This window comes from Natrinema hispanicum (assembly GCF_900111485.1).
Lineage (GTDB): Archaea > Halobacteriota > Halobacteria > Halobacteriales > Natrialbaceae > Natrinema > Natrinema hispanicum_A.
The window spans coordinates 1-21,440 of sequence record NZ_FOIC01000026.1 but is presented as its reverse complement, the minus strand read 5'-3'; the positions used below and the strand labels follow the sequence as shown (position 1 = coordinate 21,440).

Here is a 21,440-nt window from a genome sequence, read left to right as displayed (position 1 = left end):
CCGCGTTTTCACGTAAGTCACGAAACGGGAGCCCAGCTATTGTGGTGGGCCAGGCCCCGCGGTTGTGACAGAGAGAGAGAGCTCTTCCGTGAGCACAGCTGTCCCAGGATGGACAGCATCTGACCCGTTCTTCCCGGATCGACTTAGATTCCACTCACAGTGAAAGTCAGAATGAGAATAACATCTGCCTAAACGGTCGCTCGTGAACGCCAGCCACGGATTCTCAACGGTCCGTCTCACTCTCTGCTGACTAACTATACAAATATACTTTATAATCCATCCAGTAAGTCCGGTTGACGCATGAAAAGCGTCCCCGGTGCGAGCACACCGGGAACCAAGGCTGCCGAATGACAGCAAACAAGATTAACAGCGTCCCGAGTGATAACTCTGTCTCTCGCCTCCCGACCGAGGCCGAGGCGGTCACCGTCACCCGGGACCCACGAACCCGACGAATCGTTGGATTGGCAGACAGCTACGCCGGCACAACCACGGCAAAAGACATCGCCAATCGCACTGGCTGGACTCTCGAAGAAACACGTGTCCACGCCCGCCGGCTCGAAGAAGAGGACCTCGTCCAAACCATTGGAGAAGGATCCCGCATCCTGCTCTTGACCGAACGAGGAGAGCGCCTCGCTCGTGGTGAGCTGTGAACGCAACCGACGAGGCCGGCGAAGCAGACTGGTCGTCAATTCCGATGGATCCAGACGACGCCTTCACTGCCGTGTCGAACAGCCGTCGACGGCGTGTCATCCTATCGGCCTCACGGTCTGACGGAGCCGTCACAGCCGGCGATCTCGCCGTCGAAATCGCCGCGATCGAGAACCTAATCGATCCCAGTCAGGTGACCAGCCAGCAGCGCACACGGGTCTATGTCGCATTGATCCAGGGCCATCTGGAGACGTTAGACGATCTTGGTGCGGTCGACTACGATGATCGGGCTAAACGCGTCGCAGCCACTGACGCAACGGAGCCACTGGCCTGCCAGATCCGTCAAATGCAGACTGCCTGCTACGACCCAGAGGGGAGTTCGTCATGATTGGGAAGACGATGATCCGAACCACAGGTACGGGTGGTCAGCGATGACTGGGACCAGCGATGACCTGGGCGACTTCGTACGCCTGTTGCGATCGGAACGCCGGCGAATCCTGATTGACCTGCTGCACGACTACCAGCTAGAGTGCTGCGACGACGTCGTCACGACGCAACTCCGAGACCTCGGTCGGCAGGTCGCCGCGATCGAGGACGACGTGGGCTCCGTCGACGTCGACCAGGCGTCTCGACGATCGACAAAGAACTCGCTCCACCAGACCCACATTCCGCTCCTCGAGGAGTACGGGATCGTGGAGTACGACGGTCGGTCGAAGGAGGTCACGACGACCGAACGCACGTGGGCGTTTGCGGAGCTCATCCAGACGTTCGAGGTCGGCATCGAAACCAGCAACCTCGACGAGATCCGGCCAGGTGGGACTGATGACTGACGGAACCTAATTTGCGATATTGGCTGGGATAGATGCATATACCGCCAAAATAGAGCACTTGCAGCACCTGTCCACGCAGATCAGCTATCTACGGAAACTGCATGGACACCTCTGTCCACGCAGAATCGCGTGACGGGAGCGCTGTCCACGCAAAAACACCACCCAAAACCAACTAGTATACACTGGGTTCCATCCGCAGAACGATGCGGGGACAGGGAGCTTAGACACCATACACAGAACGGCGAGGCTGCCGACGCGATTCGACAGCGACGACGACGTCGGTCGGCCCGTGAACAGGGATCGCTGCCATGGGGTGAGTTGGTTCTAGTTGACCGGCGTCACCGACTGAAAGCGTCCTCGAGGCCGAATAGGCGACGGTCGACCTCGTCAAACGCTTGATCGACCTCACGTTTCACGTCGGACGTGTCGACATCGATCTCGAAACGGTTGTTCTGCTCGACCGAGCCGCCTCCACCCCTGTGCAAAGTGACGACGTCCTCGAGGTCGCACCGGACGCTCCCGGCGAGATCGTCCAGGCGGCGTTTCGAGCGCAGGTGAAAGACCTGAAAGGCCATCTGGACACGGGCGGGTCGTCCGGTCGGTTTCAGAAACTCGAGAAGGCACGCGAGACGATGCTCAATGAGTATCACCGAGAGAGACAACACTCTCAGACATCATCGATCGACCTCGTAATATGCGTCCCAGTTGGACATCGTGAATCTACTATCACGATACTGACAAACACACCGGCATCCAGTGGGCTGTTCGTTACCCTGTCCAACGGGGGCTACCCCTTCTATACTAGTTGGTTTTGACCCTCGATTTGCCCTGAACATCGCTTCCATCCTGCGGTTTTGCCCTGAACAGTTCTCAGGTTCTTGACCTGAACAATTAATTTTCCCTGAACAAATAGTGGTGTAAACCGTAAATTGGCGTGTAAGTAGCCTGACGGGCGGGGATCGGAATACTAGTGCTAGTGCAGAGATATCCGGTGTTTTATTCTCTTGAAATACAGACATAGTTATGATATGAATCTCATTCAAGGAGCTTTGATCCATCGCTGGTCAGGTCGATTCCAGTGTAGACTGTTACCAGATTATCGCCGTCTCTGATACGGTCATCTCCATACTCAACGACGTTCGCAAGCTTCCGACCGAACCAACTTGCGTTTGTCCCATCAATGTCTTGCAGATCAGTCCATCTCGAGTATACCTGAAACAATTCTTCCTTCGGTATCTGCACACCATCCGCTTCTCTGATGTACATCGCTGCGAACGCCTCGATGCCACCACTATCGATAAGCTCTTGTTTGCTTTCTACTCGTTCCTTCGATTCAATGAGTCAAATCAGAATACACCCATAAAACTGTGTTTGAAACGCTCTGCGTGTAGTTTGGGTCGAGCTGTCCAGGGTAAATCTCTATTCAGGGTACGTACTTATCTCGGTGTCCAGGGTAAAATCGCAAGACGGTGTTACTGTCCAGGGTAAATGGGGGTCAAAAACCAACTAGTATTGAGGGGGTTGCCGCCGCAAACAGTGGTGAAACAGGGAGGAGAGCTATCAGAAATATGTCGTGCGCTGATAATGTGCTGGCAACAAGCGTTCCCGAGCGACCTACATCCCGATCGACGAGGGACTGAAGGAGTACCTCGTGCAGTGGCTGATGATCCGCCCCGACTCGAGGTCGCCAGCTGATCCGCTGTTCACGCTCACCACGTGGAGTGAAGGGAGCAGTTCGAGGAGACCGGCTGCGAACGGACACCGTTGGGAAGTACGTCGCCAGCTAGGCAGAAGAACAGGATTGGTGGAGTCCGGTGCGACACTCGAAACGAACGTCACACTGCGCTACTTCCGGCGCTACTTTTCAACACGATGGTGTGCGGTTAGTTGATAATCGTCGATGTCAGCAGGGTCCCGAACCCGAGCGCTGTAGCGAATGCTGAACTTGAAGCGCTGATCTGGATCGACGTCACGGACGGTATGAGTGAGCGCCCGACCAACCAGGACATCGTCAGTGTCGACGAAGGTGGCCACGATCGTCGCGTACTCCAAGCGCTCATCGCCGGCGTTCTTCGCCACTCCCTCGACGATGATGTTGTTTTCGTCGCGGACGAGCTCATTCTCGACGATCTCGATTCTATCTGAACCGTAGTCAGCTACTGAGACTCGTTCCTCGACATCAAGTTGGACATCGTCAACCGCTTGCGCATCTTCGCCCGTCGCCCCTCCGCTGCGGATATCAAATTCCCAACGCTGTCCCGGATCCATCCCATTAGCCGTGACGACCCAGCTACTGAGTAGCGCTCCATCCTCGATGAACGTGGCAGATGCAACGACTTGTCCAAGCGCGTTTGGAGAGACGTTCTCTACTACTGCGCAGACTTTCACCTCCGCAGTCTCGCCACTTCCCGTATGGATGAGTTCGTTCTCAACTACCTCGAGGGCTTTCTTGCCGCCGTCAGAGTTGCTCCTATCAGTTGAGTTCTCAGGTGAGCTACTGTTATTATCGGGCAAATCGGTGCTGTTCGAAGAAACACACCCTGCGCCGATTGCGATTGATGCTGTGAGAGAATGGCGAAGGAAGGAACGTCGATCCATATGCTGGATGAACTTTCCAGCATTTTAAAACACCTTCCCTTATTTGAACGCTCGTTCGAGTCGATCGAGCCTTTTCGATACTTCTCTTTCCACCTGTGACGTGGCTTCTTTTACCTCCCGCTCAACATCTTTCTTAGAGACGCCGTCGGCAGAGACATTGATATTCGGTTTCACAGTGAACTCAATGTCTTGACTGGCAATTTCCTCTAAATCCTTCTTGTTGACCGAGGGCATTGCATTACTGAGATCGTTTCTACTGACAGATGGGATATTGATGTTCATACCCCCACCCGACGATCCTCCAGAACCATCCCGGTCAGGGCCAACGTATCCTGGCCACTCGTCAAAGCTCGGGATGCCAAGGCCATTGGTTAGTTGATCAAGTTTCTTGTGACCTTCAGACTGTCCTCTTGAAGCATTTCTCAGAGTGTCAGGGGCGTTCATCACGTCTTCTATTGTTTCGGGGTCAGAGACAACGCCTGGGGCGCTAGCTCCCCGCCCGATCGTGGTGCCTCTTTGTGCGAGCCAACTAGCAGCACCTGCTGCTGCGCCACCTGCCGCAATAGCACCCGGAGAGATTTCTGGGACATTGACATCAGGAGGATTGATGTTTGGAATGCCAGGCGTATTACCATCTGGACTACCGGGTACGGGAATTGGGCCTGGTGACGGAGTCGATGATGGAATTTCTGGCTGTACAGGCATCTCTGGTAGTTCTGGTGGCGGAATAGGGATCCAGTCTGGCTTTGGTACCTCAATCGGTAACCAAGTGGGCTCTGGAACGTCAGGAATGTCAAGTGGTGGGATATCCGGCACCTCAAGAGGGTCGATATCAGGAGCCTTCAGCGGTGGAATATCCGGAACCTTGAGTTTTGGTAGATCGAGATTAGGGAGTTTACTGAGCAAAGTTCCACCGATCATCAGACCGATAGCACCGCCGCCCATGAGACCGCGGCCCATTCGACCCCGGACTGTCGTATTGCCTTTCTCAGTTTCGTCGAGGAGCTGCCGGAGAAGATCATTCCGTGTGTCGTTCAGCTCGATGTTCTCACTCCAGTGGGAATCGATGTTGTTGAGCATCGAATTCTGGTGCTCCAGAAGCTTGTTGCTTCCACCGTTTCCGCTGCTACTTGTTTCGGTGTTTGACGAGAGTGCTTCTGAACTCGATGCTACGCGTCCCGAGTTGACCGGTTCGACCTCAACTTGAATCGGGTCACTGGTGAGCTTATCTTCTATCTCCTTGCGCGCTGAACGGAGACCTCCTTGATCAACTTGGAGATCGAGGTACGCTGTCGTGCTGAACTCCGTCATCACTTACCACCCAGTCCCGCTAGGTTCTCGTTCTCCCAAGCTGCTGGCAGTGCTGCGACGAATTCCTGGATGTCTTTCCAAGTGTAGTCGTCGATGTCACGGGGATGGTGGCCATAGCGCATGAGCAGTCCTCTTATGTACGCGATTTGGGCGTCGAGACTGTTCTCCTTTCCTCGACCCGCTTTCTGAATCCGTTTCCCTCCACCTCTGGAGTAGTAAGTTCATCTCCTTTCTTTTCGAGCCAGTGAATGAACGCCGGTGCAAGGTCGGTAACGACACGGATCTTGGTTTCGAAATCGGGATCTTCCTCCGCGAGGAAAGATGCATCCTGGAGGCATGCCGCAGCGAACATGTTTCGACGAGCGTTGTCGAGGTCAGGATTTGTCCCCCAGCCCCACCCAGATCTCTGCTGTTTGGCTGCTTGGAGTTTGTCGCCAACTTCGGCGTACTCCCCAGCAGTGAGCGAGCCAAGCGTCACCTCTTCGATCGGCTCTTGGTCACCATCAGGATTGAGTGCCCACTGGACACCAGCGTACATCTGTTCAAGCTGATTCCCTTCTTGGACGATTTCTCGATACTCGTGGAGCTGTCCTTGGTTGAGGTCCTCGTCTTCACCCAATTCATCCATCTGTTGCTCAATCTCGCTTGTTCTGTCAGCGAGGGTATCGAGTCGTTTGTCGATCCGTTCCTTCTCCTCAGACAAGTCGTATGTTTCAGCGTATCGTGGCATAGTATCTACTTCTCTCGCAGGGCGCGTTCGATGCTGTCAAGCTTCCGCTTGATGTCACGGGTCTTCTCATCAACAAGTTGCTCTGCTTCTCTTTTGGTGATGTACTCTTCCTCGTCTTCGCCGCCATCAGGTTGTGTATCGTTGGATTTGGACATGTTCAGTTTCTCTGTGATCGTGCGATGTTCGTAGACCTAGACCAGTCACTTGACGAAGCATTCGGTGAGACGATCGAATCAAGTGCGTTTGAGCACCCTCTCGATGATTGTCGGAGGTCGTCTTGGAAACCGAGTGCTTCGCCCATGTTCATAGGGTACATTTGCAGGCATATTTATACACCTGAAAACGTAGAGTTTCACCTGCAATGGCAGATGACAATTCATCCCCAGACCGGTATAGCCGACCGCCGTCTTTCCCGCTGAGTGGACTGCAGCGGGAGTACGTTTCAGTTGGAGAGACAGGAAATTACCGAGAGGCAAAGCTCGAACAAGACGTGCAAAAGAAGATCGATCAGCTTGGAGAGCGCTTCGACCGACTATTCTCTGACGTCGAACTGCTCCATGAGAACGGCTATCTCGACGAAGAGCACTACGCCGACGCTTGGACCAATCTAATGGGGTTCGACGAGGACGACGAGTGGGCCGAGGTCATTGCAGAGAGCCATCTTCACGCGGACGTGGGCGGGTCACGCCCGACATCGGCCCCACAGAAACTCGCTCGGAAGTTCGGGCAACTGCTCTTTATGCTCATGCTCTTTCCGGATGGGATCGACGAACACGAACAGACCAGAGAAGATATGGCATGGGGATTCCTCCATGGCCTGTTTCTTGATCCTAGTGATGGCGCTCAACTGGGTGAGCCCCGGCACGAGGCCATCGAGGGAATTATCGAATACCTGAAGGAACGCCTCGAAACCGAACTCAAATACGATGAGGAGGCGATCTCTTTCCACGAGGGGATTCGAGAACAGCGCGAAGCGTCGCGAGAAGCCGAACGGGAGATCCAAGAGCACATCCGCGAAGTCCTGAACGACGCCGACGGAATCGAAGTCGAGGACAACCTCACACCACCGGAAGAATTCGCACGGGGGATCGACCCCCGAGGGGTCTACACCCTTCTGGTCGACCGGCTAACCGAGGACCCCCCATCCGAGGATCTTCTCTCGAACCGACTGGGAACTGCCGGGCAGCAGGCACTTTTCGCTCGCCAGTATGGCCCCCTGCCTGAGATCGATCCCGACGAACTCGTAACTCGAGAAGATCTCCTTGCGATTGTCAAGGAGTATAACCTTGCGACGAAAGCTGAAATAGCCGAGAGAGTCTATGAAGATGTGGTGGAACTAGAAGATGCTGGGTGGAAAGGTATCAGTGCCGCCACGGTCGTGAAAGCCATCTACAACGCCGACAGCCCACTCCGATCGTCGACGATCGCCCAGAAGGTCGCAACTGACTCACACAAGAGTGTGGTCACTGCACTCTGTAACAGCCTAGCAGGTCAGAAAGAACTGGCAGAACGGTCGTGGAGGCCCATTCTCGAGCAAAACCCTGACGGGTGGGAGCTGACGGCCTACGGTGAATTCGTCGCCGACGAACTCGACGCACGTGAGCGAGGGGGTGACAGTCGATTTGCCGAGCTTAACAGCCACCTGTTCATGGTCGGGCTCGGTGACCGCCCCACCAGCATCGCCGATCGCGTAGCGAAGGCTGCCGATGAGATCGGCTTGGAAATGCCCGAGCAGTCTCTCGAGTGATAGCGACGGGCGGCTCAACACTCACATAGAAGTCCCCATTTCGACGGAAGCAAGGCGGTAGAGATAGCGAACGAAATTGTCGAAAGACCCTGGCCGGCCAAGGGCATGTCCTCAGTACCACGGGCGATGACTCCTGGTCTAGGTTGAGTTGGTTCTAGATCCCACCTGTTTCTGCCATGGGGTGTGTTTGTTTCTAAAAACCTCGACCCGTCCTCCATGAGGTGAGTCTGTTTCTAGAGAGCGCCACCGGCCCATGGGGTGCCCTAGAGAAACAGGGGTCCATAGGGTTCCTAGAACAAGCGGCCCTCGAGGACGTCGAACCAAGCGGCCATGGGGTTGATTGTTTCCCCAAGACGATCCGGTCGATCGGCGAGCACCCGCTGTTCCCATGAGGTTGTGTTTGTTTCTAGATCTCCGTTTCTGCCATGGGGTGAGTTGATTCTAGGGACCTCGGCATGTCCTCCATGAGGTGTGTTGGTTCTAGATCTCCGGCCCGGACGAATCTGTCATGGCATGGTCGTCAGAGAGGGGTCTGTCATTGATGGATCGTTAGCGGCAGGTCTGTCATTAGTGGATGCACCGCCATCACGCGCGCAATAGGCGGTTCCGAGAAATGTTCGGTCGGCTGGTACCGCGATCGTCCTCGAGAGGGAAGTCCATGGGATTGATTGTTTCGTGGAAAGGTGATTCCGAGTTCCTCCATGAGGTGTGTTGTTTCTAGAACCGGTCAACGAGCAACACCGGTGGTGAAAATATTTCTCGGCATCGCCCATCGTGCCCACGTGGACAACACAGAACCTCAGAAACCTCCCCACGAGCGGGGTGTCACGGCGTGTTCGCTGCAGGCAGGATTGTCATAGCGCGCCTTCTGTCATTGGTGGCCACCGCCAGTGCGATCAAGAGCTCATCGGATGTCTCACATACCCGAGTGCTTCTAGAGAACAATGAACTCTCCTCCGAGCGTCGCACTGTGTTACAACGGGTTTTATAATTTAAATAGTCAACCAATCCCGGAAAGAAGAAATCATATCCCAAAATATCACATTTCAGATGGTTGAGGCAGCAGCGATAGCTGTATGGAAGAAAGACGAAAGCACTCGAACACACTATTTTAGAGCATCTTTCAGTTCTTTAGCTTCTGTTTCACTCACAGCAAGCGTATCGATGACCGACACCTGTTTCACAACCGCTGTTTGAGCCAATAGTCAAACAGACCCTTAGGCATTTTTAGCCAGTTTACGCACCAATGAGCCAGCCAAACCTGTTTTTCTCATTGCTGTCCTCCGTCCGTTTTGGCTGCGATTGGTTGCGGACTGTCGTCGCTTGAGCAGTGCTCTCGGCGGATCTCACCGACTGTCATCGAATTCAGTTGATCGTGTAGACGATTGAGTGCGACCGCACGTTCACGTTGGTTGTATCCCGGGAGATGACGTTGGGCCCAGTACTGGGCCGCGCGGACATTGTCCAGCGGGAGGACCGCGACCGGGATCTCCTCGAGGCCGACGACATGCGACGCCCAGATGCGCTTGTGACCGTTGAGGATCTCGTACTCGCCGTCAGCTAGCGGGCGGACGACTGGGAGTGGTTTCGGGCGGCCACGCTCGGCGATCGCGTCGATATAGTCGCGGTTCGCCTCGGCATCGAAGTTTCGCGCGTGGTACGGCGACGGATCGATCGCTTCCAGGGCGAGCTCGGGTTGCTTAAGTTCGCCGACTCGTCGAAGGCGTGACTCAGGGAACGCATAGTAGGGCGCATCGTCGGCGTTGAGTTGTGCCATTGGGATGCCCTCGTAGCCCGAGTATTCGGGATAGTGCTCCTCGAGGTCGTCCTCAAAGATGACAATCGCCGTTCGGTCGTCCGCTGGGTAATCAGGGTTGTCCTCCGAAAGGAGGCCGCGGCCCTGAACATACCAGTCCTCGGCTGGGATCGGCGGATAGTTGACGACGACGCCGCATGATGAGGTTTTGTCCCAGTCCTCGACGATCATGCCGACGGTGATGTTCGTATCACTCTGCATCGAACTCACCTCGCTCGAAGTCGATCGCAACGACGTCGTTGGGCTCGAGAAATGTTATGTCCAGGGAGACGGCATCCGGTCGACAAATGAACGTTTCGGGGCTGCCACCGCGGGTCGTGATTGTGGTCATGTCCTCGAGTGGGCGGAACTCCTCGTGGCCATCGGGCAGTGTATCATGGTCGATCTCGACCCAGCCCCGTGGAATCTTGCGAGCCATCTCGAGTGAGATGACGAGGCAACCATCGCGACGCTCGTTGCCCAGCTGCTCGAAGTGGTCGCGTGCTTCCAAGAGCGTCTCGATCGAGGTCGGACCTGCGACCGTGTGGACGTCGTCGTGCTCGAGGGCGTTCTGCCAAAGTTCGTGGGTATCCTCGAAGGCGCTCATTGGGCCTCACCATCCGAATCCTGCTGGTACCAAACTGGATCATAGCGCTGCTCGGGGTGGTGTTCGAAGTGGTGGTTGGAGATCTCGTCGGTCCGGACGATCGTCGAACAGTGAACACACCGAACGGTCCGGACCTGGGAATCTTCTCGCGGGACGACACGGAGATGGTCGCCCTCGTCAAAGACATCCACCTTCGCGCCGTCTTCCAGACCCAGTGCTCGGGTCGCATTCGCGTTGAGATAGGTTCCCTTCGAGCCCTTGTTCTTGTGGACGGTGCCGGTGCCGACCGGTGTCTTTTCGTCGTCACTCAGCATCAACCGGACACCTCCGTTGGGTCGCCAGCCGTCGGTAGTGGTTCCTGGATCACCGCCGGGCCAGGCCCCATCGAGACAGTCGATGGCCCCTGGTCACTCAGTTCGATATCGAGCAATCGGACGGCGAGCTCGCCCCACTGGCCGAGATCGTCGTCCTCGAGGATACCGCCAGGGTTCGGCGGATCCCACAGCAGCCCGCCGAGCGGGTCATCGGGATCGGCGTACTGGGCCGGCGACAGCGTCGACTCGAGCAGCGCGTCGACGACGTCCAGGAGCGATCCCGTCACGACGGTCTCGGGGACGACCGGGGCACGACGCTCGGCCTGTTCCGGGAACGAAAGTTCGACACGGTAGCCGTCGGTGATCTCGAGCAGACCAAGCGCCTCGAGTTTGTCCTCGTGACGGCCGATCGTCTTCTCACTCTTGCCGGAGCGATCGGAGAGCTCTGCTTTCGAGAGCGGTTCTCGAGCCTTGAACAGTGTTTTGAGGATTGGACCGACTGACCGGGGAAGATCGGGACACAGCGCTACGGCATCGACACCGGCGAGCGCTCGTCGAACCTCGTCTGGTCGGACCTCACGGCGCTCGTCTTCGGTTCGGAGTTGATTGTGGATCCCCGCAGCGGCGTCGTGCGGACTCTCGACGAGAGCGTGGAACAGGGAGACAGCGTCCGACGTCGGCCGAAGGTTCTTCTCGCCGAGGATCCGGGCCGCCGTCTCGGCAAAGGCGTCGCGACCGACCGTTCCGACTGGGACTTCGACGGCGATCTCGAGAGCGTCCTCGTGTTCCTCTTCGGGTTCCTCAAGTCGAGATCGGAGGTACGGCTCGAGGCGGTGGATGTCCGGACCTCGGATGACGATCGAGCCGATGAGGTCGCCGTACGGATCCGTGGCGTCGACGGACGGGACGAGGGCCCGTTCTCGCTTTTCCTCGCGGCCCTCGAACAGCTGCCGATAGCAGGCAAAGCAGTCCTTGTACGTCGACTGGATCGCGGCAGAGACGGCGATCGACTGGGCGAGTTGACCCAGCTGCCGATCCTTGTCAGCCTTTGGCGGGACGCGGATCTCCCGAACAAGGTTGACTCCGACCGCATCGAGAAGATGGGCCATTGTTCCGAAGAGACCATGCGACTTCCGGAGGATCTCCGACCGGAAGGCATTGCGACCGTCGAACTCACCGTACTCGCCGTGTTTCAATTGGCGGGTCATGTCGCCGATCTCCTTCCCCCAGTCAGCCAGCTTCTTGATGAATTCGGACTGATCCTCGAGGGCGTCGTCGGTCGCCCCACCGATACAACGAGCCTCACGAACGATGATCGGCGGATCGTCGATCTCCTCGAGACGATCGTTTGCAAAGACCTTCTCGAGGAACGTTGGCCAGGTTAACGCAATCGCACTGCTGGCCACGTATGTGGTAGGATCGGCTCCTCGAACAGCAACGACAACTTCGTCGCGATCGGAATCGTAGCTCACTCGGCGAACACGGTCATTCTCCGCTTCGATCTTGCTGGGAACAAGAGTCACACCGCCGTTTGCGGCTGATCCTGCAGCCGCAGCGTGGTCAGCGGTGCCGAGGAAGGCGGTCTTCCATGGACCAGCGCCCTCGGTCGGCGGTTCCTCCGGGCCGTCCTCCCCCACCCATCTCGTGTGCGTGTTTACACGGCCCTTCGAACGGCTTTGTCTATCGCCGCTAACGAAGGACTCAATCCGGCGCTGTCGTGCGATTTCCTTGTCGAACGTTTCGAGAACGGCTTCACCGGCCTCAAGAAGCTCAACCATCCGGCTGGTCTGCGGACCGAACCGATTTATGAGATCGAGGCTCACGAGTTCTGAGATGCACTGCCGAATACGAGACTCATCACACTGGAATTCGGCGTAGAGTTGCCCGTAGGACAGTGCATCGCCATCATCCTCGTAGAGTGTCCGGAGGATTGCAACTTCTCGACCGTCGTGATCGAGCGCGGCCACGCCGTTGTTCACGAGATCTGCGATGCCAGTCTCTGTGCGGCGTTGACTCCCCCACTCGCTAACGCCGGGAAGGTCGAGTCGATGCCGATCGGCCAGTTGTTGCAGGACAATCCCACTTGAAGCGACGCGGACATCGAGGTTCGCAGCTAGGACCGCCAACAGAGCGCAGATATCTTCGCGCTGACTTCGCTTGCGGTCGAGCCACTCTTCGTGGACGATCGCAGCCAGCGATAGCCCAGTGTCGGCAGCTCCGAACAGCGTGGCCGTTGCGAGTAGGTCCTCGGTCGCAGCCAGTGGATGCTCGTGCATCTTCGGTATAATGTCGGTGGCAACCCGCCACGCTTCCCGTGAGTCGCCGCGGGCCGCGTTGATGATCGGTGACCGGACCCAGAACGGGATGTGTTCGTCCTCAAGAACCTCGTGACACTCGGCGGGGTCGAGGCCCGCAAGGACCCCTCGGACTGACTCGGCGAGGACTTCGCGGACACGCGTACTCTCGAACAACTGCTCCCAGATATGGGTCACCGTTGCATCCTTATCGAGGTCGACGACGACCGATGCAAGCGTCTGGTCGGTCGGAGTGATCTCGCCCCGCGGCAGGTCGTCCGGATCGGGTCGTTCGGCGAATCCGTCGAGCAGTTCGTCGACGCGTGACTGAAAGATGTCCCAACTGGTTCGCTCATCGGGTACCTGTTCGGTTAACATCTCACGGTGCTCGAGACGGGTCTGTTCGGCGACCGCGTCGGCGAGGTCTTGATACCGATGTCGGTAGTCCTCAGTATCAGGGCTCAGATGGGCGTCGCGGCTGTCGGCATCGCCGTAGTAGTGGGAGATCGTTTCGTCAGCGGTGACGAACTCAGCAAGCGCTTCGTCCGAAACCTTCGCGGTTCGGTCCTCGACCGCCTCGTGCTGGGCACTCCACGGCCCCCACTCGTCGCGGAAGTCGGTATAGACTTCCTCGCAGTCTGCCTCCTCGGCCAAGTACTGCGCCCGTGCTTCTGCGGCATGTTCCTTTGTTTCCTGTCGGTTGACCACCTTCGGCATCGTGACCTCATTTGGACAGTTCGGGCAGGAGACCGAGTCTTGTGTCCGGCGGTCGTGCTCGTCGACGATCCACGGATTTGTGCACTGCCTGCAGAGGACGACCTCGAACATCAGGCCGCACCTCCTTGGTTGTCTAGACGCCGCTGTGGTGTCGGAAGCGTCGCATCAGGTGCACGCTCAAAGATGACGCCCTGACTCTTCGGGATCCAGTCTTCGGCCCCGCCCGGCTGGACGATCAACCAGGCATTCTCCGTCTCGTGATCGACTACGCCGGCAAATACCTGGTCCGAGCTGCTGGCGGCTTCAATGGACTTCTCCTCGCCGAGCCACTCGGGAACCCAGACGACGATCTCACTGCTGCGGGTATCGGCCAGCGCGTCGACGACCGCGAGCTCGTCTTTCGAAGAGAGTTCGTCGTACCCGAGGACGTCGCTGTATCCTCCAACGACGACAGGCGCGTCGCTCATTGTCCCACCTCGGGCGAATCGACGAAACGGCTGAATACACTCTTCTCTCGTGCGTACACTGCGTTCTTGTCCGGACGCGATACACAGCGCCACCGCTCATCGTCCGGTAGGCTTATGTGGAGAAACGTGCAAGAGCCAGATATCCTACCTTCCGGCTCTAACGTCCCCCAGCGGCGCGTGTGCTTTTCGTTGGCCCTTGCTTGCTGTCTTCCCTGTTGTGTGTAACTATACTTAAAACTCATAGTACTCGTTGTTGGAATCACAGAATTGGGCTTCGACTTAGTGCCGCACAACGGGTCGAGCCTCAGGGTAGTAATCTTGTTCTTGCAGCTGATCGACCGCTCTTGAGACTGCATCTGGCGCTCGATCACCCCAAGTTGCTTTTCGCACTGCTGGATAACCCCGAAGTCACTCTTCTGGGCCTCGCCTTGAGCAGTGTTCTCGTTGCTAGTCTCGCCGTAGATTTGTCTCGCGTCTGTTTGGATCGTAGCCATGTGTTACGGGATGTAAGAGGCTGATAGGGCCGTAACGGGCGCGAGATGGCGTGCGAGGCGCTAGCTTAGGCAGAACTAACTGATAATCTCCGGACGTTAGGATTAAATCCGGTGCCCACAAAGGAATCAACACGGGTACCACCCTGCCGGATCGTTGCCGGAGCTCTCGTCGCGCGTCAAAGTACCACTCGACGCGCCGTCGTAACCTCGGCGACGGTCCGTCGTGTGGTCGCGCCCGTGCTCGGTCGAACGACGTTGGCCAAGGCCCGCCAAGACCATGAGGCCGACGTCGTTCCCACTGATTCTACAACCTATGAGAAGCATCACTATTTCTCGTCAGGGTTGAAGTTCTCGATTAGCTCCTTGAGAGTCGCGTCATAGTGAGGGTGTCCTCGAGCGTCACGGATCGCAGCTAACTCTCTGCGTCGCTGAACACTCAGAGCGACCCGACTCTCAGTAGCGGTCGTCGCCATACTAACCCATTTAGAATGAGTCGTTGTAAAGGTATCGGGAGGAAGATAGGTGGTCCAATAGAGTGGGGGGATACCAGGGGGTGCTGCCCTACAAATTTGTGAGGAAGAGGTGTTGTGTGCATGCATACTGGAAGAACTGCTTAATGAATACAGAGATTAGAAAGCAAGGTAAGAAATGTGATAGTATATGAGTTATATCTGACTTCACCTCTGATTCTATCACTGTTTTGCGTACTAGCCTTAGATGATCTATCAGGTAGAATGGCCTAATAGCAGGCTGCTCGCTTGCCGTTTACGGTAAACATGAACACGTCAGTCATATTTTGTCAGTATCTCGACCCGGATTATAAGTAGTGGTATGTCTATGATAAATATCTGGTAAATAGCTCTCTCTGTCAGTGTGGCATGCCACATTTAGCGCTTTTCTGTGGGGTATCGTGGTGCAATTCATTACTCACAAATGTACCAGACCTGTGGTACATTGTGCAACAGTAATACGAATACTATCTATAGCACGTCTCACTACCTCCGCTCAACACTATTAGCTACGGCGGCAGGTGACGATCGTACACGTATCGCCGGTGGCCAACCGCTTCAACGACGAGAACGTCCTCGCTCTTGTCCCAGGAGATGATCGCACGATAGTCGCCAGCTCGAAGCTTGTAGTAGGGCCACCCTTGGAGGCGCTCGAGGCGGTGGCCGGTCCACTCTTGCGCTTCGGCGAGCTTTTTGAGAACTCGCTCGCGTGGTCCGGTGTCCAGTTCTTCCAAGTGCTCGTCGGCTTTCGGCGTAATCTCTACCTCAGTCATTTGCTCTCATATAATTAATGTAGTCAAGTAGAATACTTAAACGAGATCTCGACGTCGGTCATCGGCCTACTGCACGTCGCGATCGCCGTTGTCCTGTTCGACGTCGTACCTGTCCATTACGCTGTCGAGCGAGCGCGTCTCACCACTCTCGCGCTGCTTGCGGCTTGTTGCGAGGTCCTCGAGGACGTCGTCGGAGAGTTCGACACTCGGATTCAACCAGTCTCGAAGCGCGTCTCGGATTGCTTCGGAACGAGAGGTGTACCCACGGCGCTCGTATTCCTCGTCGATATTCTCGAGGAGCTGCGTCGGGACACGGACGTCAATCTTGGTGGTCCCGTTGCCATCCTCGCCGCCGGCACCTCCAGTGTCTGTGCTCATATTCTGTGAGACGCATGTGAGACAGATAAGTCCTTGGACGACCTAACACCAGGACTGGAACACCTGTCATCACCCCTCGAGAGGTGTCATGTAGCGCTGTCGGGCAGTTTCACTGGTCCTGATATCAGAACGATCAACCGATATGTGGGTGGCTGCCCCACAAAATCTGGTGTCAGGTCGCTCAAGAACCAGTCGGTGGCCGATATCGGTGGCCAAGTAATTAGCATGACTCTGGAATGATGGTCGGAAAGCATTTCACTCGTCCGGTGGTGAGATATAGATATGGGCGTTCAGTCCCGCGGAGAGTCGAACGGCGAGACCGTAACCATCACCAAAGAAGGGCGGTGGTATGTCGCAAGAGACGAATCCAGCGGGGTTGCGAGCCAGGGTGAAACCAAATCCGAGGCCCTCGAGAACCTTGCCGAGGCCCTCGAGCTACACGATCGTCCGGTATCTGAAAGCGACGAGACGGCCGAGTCATCGACGGCGCCGTGGTTATAAATCGACCGTCCCTGTCTTGTCTCGCGGTCAGTAGTCTTTTTTAGTCCCAACGAAACTGAATAGGTAGTGACACGCGGAACGTACTCTGGACGAGACATCGTGAAAGCACTGGGGAACTGGGGCTTTCGACGAGTGGGTCAGACTGGTAGTCACGTAAAACTCGAGTACGTTCACCCGGAGACTGGCGAGACACGCTACGTGATCGTGCCGATGCACGATGAGATCGCTACCGGTACACTCCGGAGTATCGCAGAGCAAGCCGGCGCGAACAATTTTCAGGAGTTCCTCGACGCGATCGACGAAATGGTCTAATGCTCGCTGGGGCTGTCCTCCAGCTCGATGTTGTCCTGGACGCTACACTCATACAACCGCTTGCCCGGCGACGGCAGCGGCGCCGAGGCCGGCAGGGGAGGCAGCCATCTCCATTTAATGAGGATATGACAACACAATAAGAGTCAAGCGGTGTGAGGACAACACTGGTCAGTAATGGATAATATATCTCGCCGAGTATATGTCTCATCAGTAGCTTGTTCTGCGATCCTATCTGGATGCATGGGTGGTAACGATCAGGAGGAGGGCCAGCAATCGGATCAACAGCCCGTTTCTACTGATATCGAAGACAGAAGGGAACCACAGAAAGCTTCGATAGAGATCGTAGAAACGGACTTTCTCTTAGGCGATTCTGTTACTGCCCCGCCAGATGGGCAAATCCCGTGGATAACCGCAGAAGTCGAAAACACAACTTCGGTAGCCCATGGATGGGTACGCACTGAGATCCGTCTCTACGACTCTGATGATACGATTCTGGAATCCCGTGAAGGATATGTGGATTATATTCCAGCTAACACTCTTTGGAAAGACTATATTCGATACTATACTGAAACACCGGACCGTCTCAATCGGATTGAGACACGAATAGTTGATAGCGACCCCACTGTAGATGGTAGAGTTATTGAGGATGCTACAGTCATTAGTTCAGACATGACTGTTGATCCGGAGGGTGGTGTCGACCTAGCTGTGGAAGTTGATTTGAACGGGATTGAACCTAATGCAGTAACAGTTATCGGATTGTTCTACGATGATCAAGGACGATTTCGAGGGACAGTAAGCGACGTAGATACGAATCCATCGGAAACCGTTGCTGTTAGTGCAGGAACGATATCGATCCGCACACCGCCGAACCTCGAAACTCAACAGGTGACTTCACACGATGTGGTTGTCCTCGATGGGGGTGTTTGATCCTATAGTCGTTCAAGGACCGACGACGTCTTGGACGGTCGCGGTCACACTTATGCGATCGCTTGCCCGGCGACGGCAGCGGCGCCGACGGCAGCAATCCCGAGACCGAGAAGGACATAATTAGCGATCGGATTTGCGGCCTTGGCGATGTCGAGCGAAATCTCCCGATCGTCGATCGGTTCGAGTGGTCGGATCCCCATTGGCGTGAGGGCGTCGGCGAGCAGGTGTGCACCGATCGTAAGCACGCCGACGAGAAACCCGAAGGCACTGAGGACGACCGCCGCGATCGCGCCACTCGAGCTGCCGAGAGCGACGCCGGTAGCGCCGAGGACGATCCCGGCAACGAGGGCGAACCACACGGTATGCGTGATCCCGCGGTGTTTGATCCCAGGGACCCGCATATCGAGGTCCGGGGTCATCGCCCCACTGACGGCGATCGCACCTCCGATCACGCTGAGGACGTCGAACTCGAGTGCAAGCATGAGGAACCCGATCGGTGCGTACACGAGCAGCGCCGCGCCGTAGTGTCCTGGCTTGTGCATGGCTAATGCCAGAGATTATTTTCGGATGGTAGTGACGGTCGAATATCGTGTGATCTCATCCGGATCTGCTCGGTTCGTTGGTGCAGACCACTCGGCACGCTCCTCAGGACCGAGTCGTGAGGCAGAGTCACGGCTTTGAGCAAGGAGCTCTTGACCATGGTAGAAATTCACGTGAATCATAACTCTCTCAAGCCGGTCATTAGTGTTATTCACGATAGTGCCGGTAACAGTCGGCCATCCGTGTTCGGTTTCGCTGATCTCATTATCGTTGACCGTGACTTGACCGTTATTTACTGAAAGAATGGGGCTTTCCTGTACGGATGTAGAGACTTGAATTCGCGTGACGCGGTTGGGATCATCTTCAGTGTAGGGAACTTCGAGTGTCCCGTATTCGCCAGTCTCCAGAAAATCAAACCAGCTCGTATTGCTGCCAATCTGAGTTTCCTCGTCATAGAAATCGACAGCTAAGGCGGCTTTTGCGAGACGGTTTCTGCTAAGATTCTTGACGACGCCAGCAGCACCCGGCGTTCCGAAGTTAAGCTCTCGATCGGTCCAACCAAAATCACGCACTTGGAGAATATCGTTGAATGTGTGAGTTATGTCGTCCCCACGCTTGACCTCGAGAATTTCTTTTCTGGGTGTCGATGTTTGTGTATTAGTGTCTGTCTGACGATCTGGTTCTGATTCTTGCTTATTTCTCGTACTGCTACATCCAGATAAGATGGTAGCAGAGGCTGCGATGAATGTTCGACGCTTCATGCAGATCTACCGTTCAACCCCACTGAGATATTCTGCGAGCAGCACGTGGGCAGTCCGAATAGCAGCCTCGAGGCCAGGTTGGCGTCGAACTTACTTGCTTCGACGCGCGTGAGGAACTCCCGTCTCTCAGTTGCATCGAATTCTATATTTTCGACATCGAATACACCGTTCTTGAAGCGGGTAGATCGGTCGCTGGAAGGATCAAGGTAACGTTGGTCCGAATCAGTACTTGGCTCGTTGACGTCGTCATCCAAGAGATGGTTTCGGCTCTTACTCACTATTCTCGAGTTGCTTCGCCGTTCACGATTTCTGTCCTTCCCATGCATTCCCGACATCCATGTACTTTACCGTTGTTGTCGCCAAACACCCGCTTGAACCGCGCTGTAACGTGTGAACCACAGTTCCGGCACTCAGGCATTGGTTTGCTGTTTCTCAAGTTCGGCGATCGCACACTTCCGAGCGTACTGCAGTCGTTGATTCCACTTTGCGACATCGCTAATTGATATCTCAGGTACATTGGCCCAGTCGACATTCTCAGTTGCTTCAAGTACCTGTTCGAGATCTTCGGCAGCCTGCTCAAGCTGGTCGGGATTGACGTTACTCATTATTCTTGTCGCTCTCGCGTGTCTTCGTAGGCTCTTGGGTACTTTGCTTGACTCGATCTCGATCAGCGTTGTCCTGAGTTACACTGTCCACCGCTGTGGTCGAGACATGGTCTCCTGGATCAGTCGACGTCTCGCACACGGTGTCGCGCAACTCCTCAAGCAATTCCGGTGCGTGTTCTTCGAGGACATCGATATCCCTCTCCACTTTCTCGAGCCGGTTGCGGAGGTATGTGCGTGTCTTGTACCGATATGAATCGGACCGTTCGCCGGCGATCGCTTCGCGTTCTGTTTCAGTAAGTAACCCACGACCTTCGGTCATGGATGTCGATTGAATGTCTACGCTCATACTCTATATGGTAACAGCCAGTATCTTATTACTTACTCAATTTGGTATTCCTTACTTAATTGAGTACGCAACAACGGGGCGTTTCGATGTCTTACTGATTTCGGTAAGGTTAAGTTAGTTGTACTTATTCCATTGAGTAAGGACAGACCGGCCGCTCAGGCGATCGGCATTGTGGAGAATCGCCTCGGTGGTGGGACACCGCGGCGGTCGGCTGTCTCGGAGATGAAACAGCATGACAGCAAACACTGCGCAAAATCAAGAACGCACCGATGTCAACCATCTGGAGTGCGGCCACGGGGACGACGAACGTGATGGATCGATCCCACCTGAAGCTCTTGGGAACGGTGATCTATACATTGATGTTGACCGGGAGACGTACGAGCGACTGCGTCTCGCTTATGAGAATCTCGTCGTGCATGGCTATAGAGAGTCTTTCTGCGACTTCGCCGTGAACTACACTCAGACGGGCAACGCTTACGTCACTGTTGACGGTGCTCCAGTCAACCCTAATATGCCACTTGAGGCTGTTGAGGACGGTGACACTGAGGTGAGCGAGGAATGAGCGAGACTGAGAGCGTCACTGTCACCGTCATGGTTGAGCCTGAGACATTGGTCTCTCTCGCTGCTCGAGTTGGTGAGGAATATCACGATCGCGGGGCTCTCACGACTGACGATATTGATCAGCTCGTCTCTGATCATTTCGAGCTTGAACCCGTATTCGAAGTGAAGGGTGTTGAACAACCGGTTGACGAATGGCTCACTGAGCACACCCACATCGAACTTGAAGGAGACGGCATCAACAACGAGTAGCACTCGAAATTATAAAGATGAGTGATCGGGATTTGATTTGAATACTCGTTTTGGAAGTATCCGCTCGAGCCGCCGGATTTGAACAGCGTACTGGCGTAGCCACGATGCAGAAGTGACGCAGACCACTCTACCTTATAATTTCGACCCCCTACAGAGGCTCATCTTGAACTCTGTGTGATCTGTCGCGACTACCTCTACGAGTTTCGGCCCCAGAAGATATCTCTCGAACTCCACAGCGTGATCTCACTCGACGGACCTCGAGCGGCTTCGACCCCACAAGGGTCGATCTCGAACCGATCGACGTATCGATGTGGATGATCCCATCGAGTGCCCTTCGGCCCCACAAGGGTCTATCTCGAACTCGAGCGGGACGTCGCTGACGACGTTCGACTCGAGTCTTCGGCCCCACAAGGGTCTATCTCGAAC

General features: G+C 55.6%; 27 protein-coding genes and 1 pseudogene. 10 read left to right on the top strand and 18 right to left on the bottom strand.

The window, feature by feature from the left end; translation table 11 throughout:
- The first annotated feature begins 347 nt into the window (after positions 1-347).
- From BSG09_RS16195 to BSG09_RS20315, 4 genes are all read left to right on the top strand, one after another.
- Positions 348-650 carry a hypothetical protein gene (locus BSG09_RS16195; RefSeq protein WP_092934939.1) on the top strand — a complete coding sequence of 101 codons (303 nt, stop codon included), beginning with the start codon at positions 348-350 and terminating at the stop codon, positions 648-650.
- Between the two features lie 44 nt (positions 651-694).
- Positions 695-1,036 (top strand): DUF7344 domain-containing protein, encoded by a 342-nt coding sequence (locus tag BSG09_RS16190; protein ID WP_092934984.1) that lies wholly within the window; start codon positions 695-697, stop codon positions 1,034-1,036.
- Positions 1,037-1,079: 43 nt separating this feature from the next.
- Entirely contained in the window at positions 1,080-1,478 is a 399-nt protein-coding gene (locus BSG09_RS16185) for a DUF7344 domain-containing protein (RefSeq protein ID WP_092934937.1), read from the top strand.
- A 479-nt stretch (positions 1,479-1,957) separates the two neighbouring features.
- Positions 1,958-2,293 carry a hypothetical protein gene (locus tag BSG09_RS20315; RefSeq protein WP_139246241.1) on the top strand — a complete coding sequence of 112 codons (336 nt, stop codon included), beginning with the start codon at positions 1,958-1,960 and terminating at the stop codon, positions 2,291-2,293.
- 220 nt (positions 2,294-2,513) lie between these two features.
- Here BSG09_RS20315 and BSG09_RS16175 read toward each other — a convergent pair.
- From BSG09_RS16175 to BSG09_RS20925, 6 genes and pseudogenes are all read right to left on the bottom strand, one after another.
- Positions 2,514-2,774 (bottom strand): annotated as a pseudogene (locus tag BSG09_RS16175) (hypothetical protein); the annotation flags it as partial.
- A 561-nt stretch (positions 2,775-3,335) separates the two neighbouring features.
- Positions 3,336-4,076 (bottom strand): FxLYD domain-containing protein, encoded by a 741-nt coding sequence (locus tag BSG09_RS20310; protein WP_139246240.1) that lies wholly within the window; start codon positions 4,074-4,076, stop codon positions 3,336-3,338.
- A gap of 39 nt (positions 4,077-4,115) precedes the next feature.
- Positions 4,116-5,387 carry a hypothetical protein gene (locus tag BSG09_RS20305; RefSeq protein ID WP_139246239.1) on the bottom strand — a complete coding sequence of 424 codons (1,272 nt, stop codon included), beginning with the start codon at positions 5,385-5,387 and terminating at the stop codon, positions 4,116-4,118.
- A complete protein-coding gene (locus tag BSG09_RS21620; RefSeq protein ID WP_277613174.1) occupies positions 5,387-5,509 on the bottom strand; it encodes a hypothetical protein in 123 nt (40 codons plus the stop codon). Before BSG09_RS21620 ends, BSG09_RS20305 begins: the two co-directional genes overlap by 1 nt.
- An 11-nt stretch (positions 5,510-5,520) precedes the next feature.
- Positions 5,521-6,090 (bottom strand): hypothetical protein, encoded by a 570-nt coding sequence (locus BSG09_RS16155; RefSeq protein ID WP_217650151.1) that lies wholly within the window; start codon positions 6,088-6,090, stop codon positions 5,521-5,523.
- 32 nt (positions 6,091-6,122) lie between these two features.
- Positions 6,123-6,272, bottom strand: coding sequence for a hypothetical protein (locus tag BSG09_RS20925; protein WP_175542231.1), 150 nt, complete (start codon positions 6,270-6,272; stop codon positions 6,123-6,125).
- Between the two features lie 206 nt (positions 6,273-6,478).
- On the opposite strand from BSG09_RS20925, the gene BSG09_RS16150 reads away from it, so the two are divergent.
- Positions 6,479-7,864 carry a hypothetical protein gene (locus BSG09_RS16150; protein WP_139246238.1) on the top strand — a complete coding sequence of 462 codons (1,386 nt, stop codon included), beginning with the start codon at positions 6,479-6,481 and terminating at the stop codon, positions 7,862-7,864.
- Between the two features lie 1,270 nt (positions 7,865-9,134).
- Here the strand turns inward: BSG09_RS16150 and BSG09_RS16145 are convergent.
- The 7 genes from BSG09_RS16145 to BSG09_RS16110 form a co-directional block, all read right to left on the bottom strand.
- The gene (locus BSG09_RS16145) at positions 9,135-9,881 is read right to left on the bottom strand and encodes a ParB/RepB/Spo0J family partition protein (protein WP_092934923.1); all 747 of its coding nucleotides are present in this window, start codon (positions 9,879-9,881) and stop codon (positions 9,135-9,137) included.
- Positions 9,871-10,266: a hypothetical protein gene (locus BSG09_RS16140; protein WP_092934921.1), complete on the bottom strand. Its 396-nt coding sequence runs from the start codon at positions 10,264-10,266 to the stop codon at positions 9,871-9,873. Before BSG09_RS16140 ends, BSG09_RS16145 begins: the two co-directional genes overlap by 11 nt.
- Positions 10,263-10,580, bottom strand: a complete 318-nt coding sequence (locus BSG09_RS16135; protein WP_092934919.1) for a hypothetical protein — start codon at positions 10,578-10,580, stop codon at positions 10,263-10,265. Before BSG09_RS16135 ends, BSG09_RS16140 begins: the two co-directional genes overlap by 4 nt.
- The gene (locus BSG09_RS16130) at positions 10,580-13,702 is read right to left on the bottom strand and encodes a DUF5817 domain-containing protein (protein WP_092934917.1); all 3,123 of its coding nucleotides are present in this window, start codon (positions 13,700-13,702) and stop codon (positions 10,580-10,582) included. The genes BSG09_RS16135 and BSG09_RS16130 overlap by 1 nt, the downstream gene beginning before the upstream one ends.
- Positions 13,702-14,058, bottom strand: coding sequence for a hypothetical protein (locus BSG09_RS16125; protein ID WP_092934915.1), 357 nt, complete (start codon positions 14,056-14,058; stop codon positions 13,702-13,704). Before BSG09_RS16125 ends, BSG09_RS16130 begins: the two co-directional genes overlap by 1 nt.
- A 1,512-nt stretch (positions 14,059-15,570) precedes the next feature.
- Positions 15,571-15,834, bottom strand: a complete 264-nt coding sequence (locus tag BSG09_RS16115) for a type II toxin-antitoxin system RelE family toxin (protein WP_092934911.1) — start codon at positions 15,832-15,834, stop codon at positions 15,571-15,573.
- 66 nt (positions 15,835-15,900) lie between these two features.
- Positions 15,901-16,212, bottom strand: coding sequence for a ribbon-helix-helix domain-containing protein (locus BSG09_RS16110; RefSeq protein WP_092934909.1), 312 nt, complete (start codon positions 16,210-16,212; stop codon positions 15,901-15,903).
- 282 nt (positions 16,213-16,494) lie between these two features.
- Here BSG09_RS16110 and BSG09_RS16105 point away from each other — a divergent pair, with 282 nt between their 5' ends.
- From BSG09_RS16105 to BSG09_RS20300, 3 genes are all read left to right on the top strand, one after another.
- Positions 16,495-16,713 carry a type II toxin-antitoxin system HicB family antitoxin gene (locus BSG09_RS16105; protein ID WP_092934907.1) on the top strand — a complete coding sequence of 73 codons (219 nt, stop codon included), beginning with the start codon at positions 16,495-16,497 and terminating at the stop codon, positions 16,711-16,713.
- A 66-nt stretch (positions 16,714-16,779) separates the two neighbouring features.
- Positions 16,780-17,025 (top strand): type II toxin-antitoxin system HicA family toxin, encoded by a 246-nt coding sequence (locus tag BSG09_RS16100; RefSeq protein WP_092934905.1) that lies wholly within the window; start codon positions 16,780-16,782, stop codon positions 17,023-17,025.
- A gap of 240 nt (positions 17,026-17,265) precedes the next feature.
- Positions 17,266-17,952, top strand: coding sequence for a hypothetical protein (locus tag BSG09_RS20300; protein ID WP_139246237.1), 687 nt, complete (start codon positions 17,266-17,268; stop codon positions 17,950-17,952).
- 50 nt (positions 17,953-18,002) lie between these two features.
- Here the strand turns inward: BSG09_RS20300 and BSG09_RS16095 are convergent, their stop codons facing one another.
- From BSG09_RS16095 to BSG09_RS21145, 5 genes are all read right to left on the bottom strand, one after another.
- Positions 18,003-18,494: a metal-dependent hydrolase gene (locus tag BSG09_RS16095; RefSeq protein WP_092934903.1), complete on the bottom strand. Its 492-nt coding sequence runs from the start codon at positions 18,492-18,494 to the stop codon at positions 18,003-18,005.
- 15 nt (positions 18,495-18,509) lie between these two features.
- The gene (locus BSG09_RS20295) at positions 18,510-19,253 is read right to left on the bottom strand and encodes an FxLYD domain-containing protein (RefSeq protein ID WP_139246236.1); all 744 of its coding nucleotides are present in this window, start codon (positions 19,251-19,253) and stop codon (positions 18,510-18,512) included.
- 277 nt (positions 19,254-19,530) lie between these two features.
- Positions 19,531-19,671 carry a DUF7563 family protein gene (locus tag BSG09_RS21865; RefSeq protein WP_463508767.1) on the bottom strand — a complete coding sequence of 47 codons (141 nt, stop codon included), beginning with the start codon at positions 19,669-19,671 and terminating at the stop codon, positions 19,531-19,533.
- Positions 19,664-19,858 (bottom strand): hypothetical protein, encoded by a 195-nt coding sequence (locus BSG09_RS16085; protein WP_092934899.1) that lies wholly within the window; start codon positions 19,856-19,858, stop codon positions 19,664-19,666. The genes BSG09_RS21865 and BSG09_RS16085 overlap by 8 nt, the downstream gene beginning before the upstream one ends.
- Positions 19,851-20,204: a hypothetical protein gene (locus tag BSG09_RS21145; RefSeq protein WP_217650150.1), complete on the bottom strand. Its 354-nt coding sequence runs from the start codon at positions 20,202-20,204 to the stop codon at positions 19,851-19,853. The genes BSG09_RS16085 and BSG09_RS21145 overlap by 8 nt, the downstream gene beginning before the upstream one ends.
- Positions 20,205-20,436: 232 nt before the next feature.
- Here BSG09_RS21145 and BSG09_RS16075 point away from each other — a divergent pair, with 232 nt between their 5' ends.
- Both BSG09_RS16075 and BSG09_RS16070 read left to right on the top strand, forming a co-directional pair.
- Positions 20,437-20,766 carry a hypothetical protein gene (locus BSG09_RS16075; RefSeq protein ID WP_092934897.1) on the top strand — a complete coding sequence of 110 codons (330 nt, stop codon included), beginning with the start codon at positions 20,437-20,439 and terminating at the stop codon, positions 20,764-20,766.
- Complete coding sequence (locus tag BSG09_RS16070) at positions 20,763-21,014, top strand: hypothetical protein (protein WP_092934895.1); 252 nt, start codon at positions 20,763-20,765, stop codon at positions 21,012-21,014. Before BSG09_RS16075 ends, BSG09_RS16070 begins: the two co-directional genes overlap by 4 nt.
- Positions 21,015-21,440: the final 426 nt, after the last annotated feature.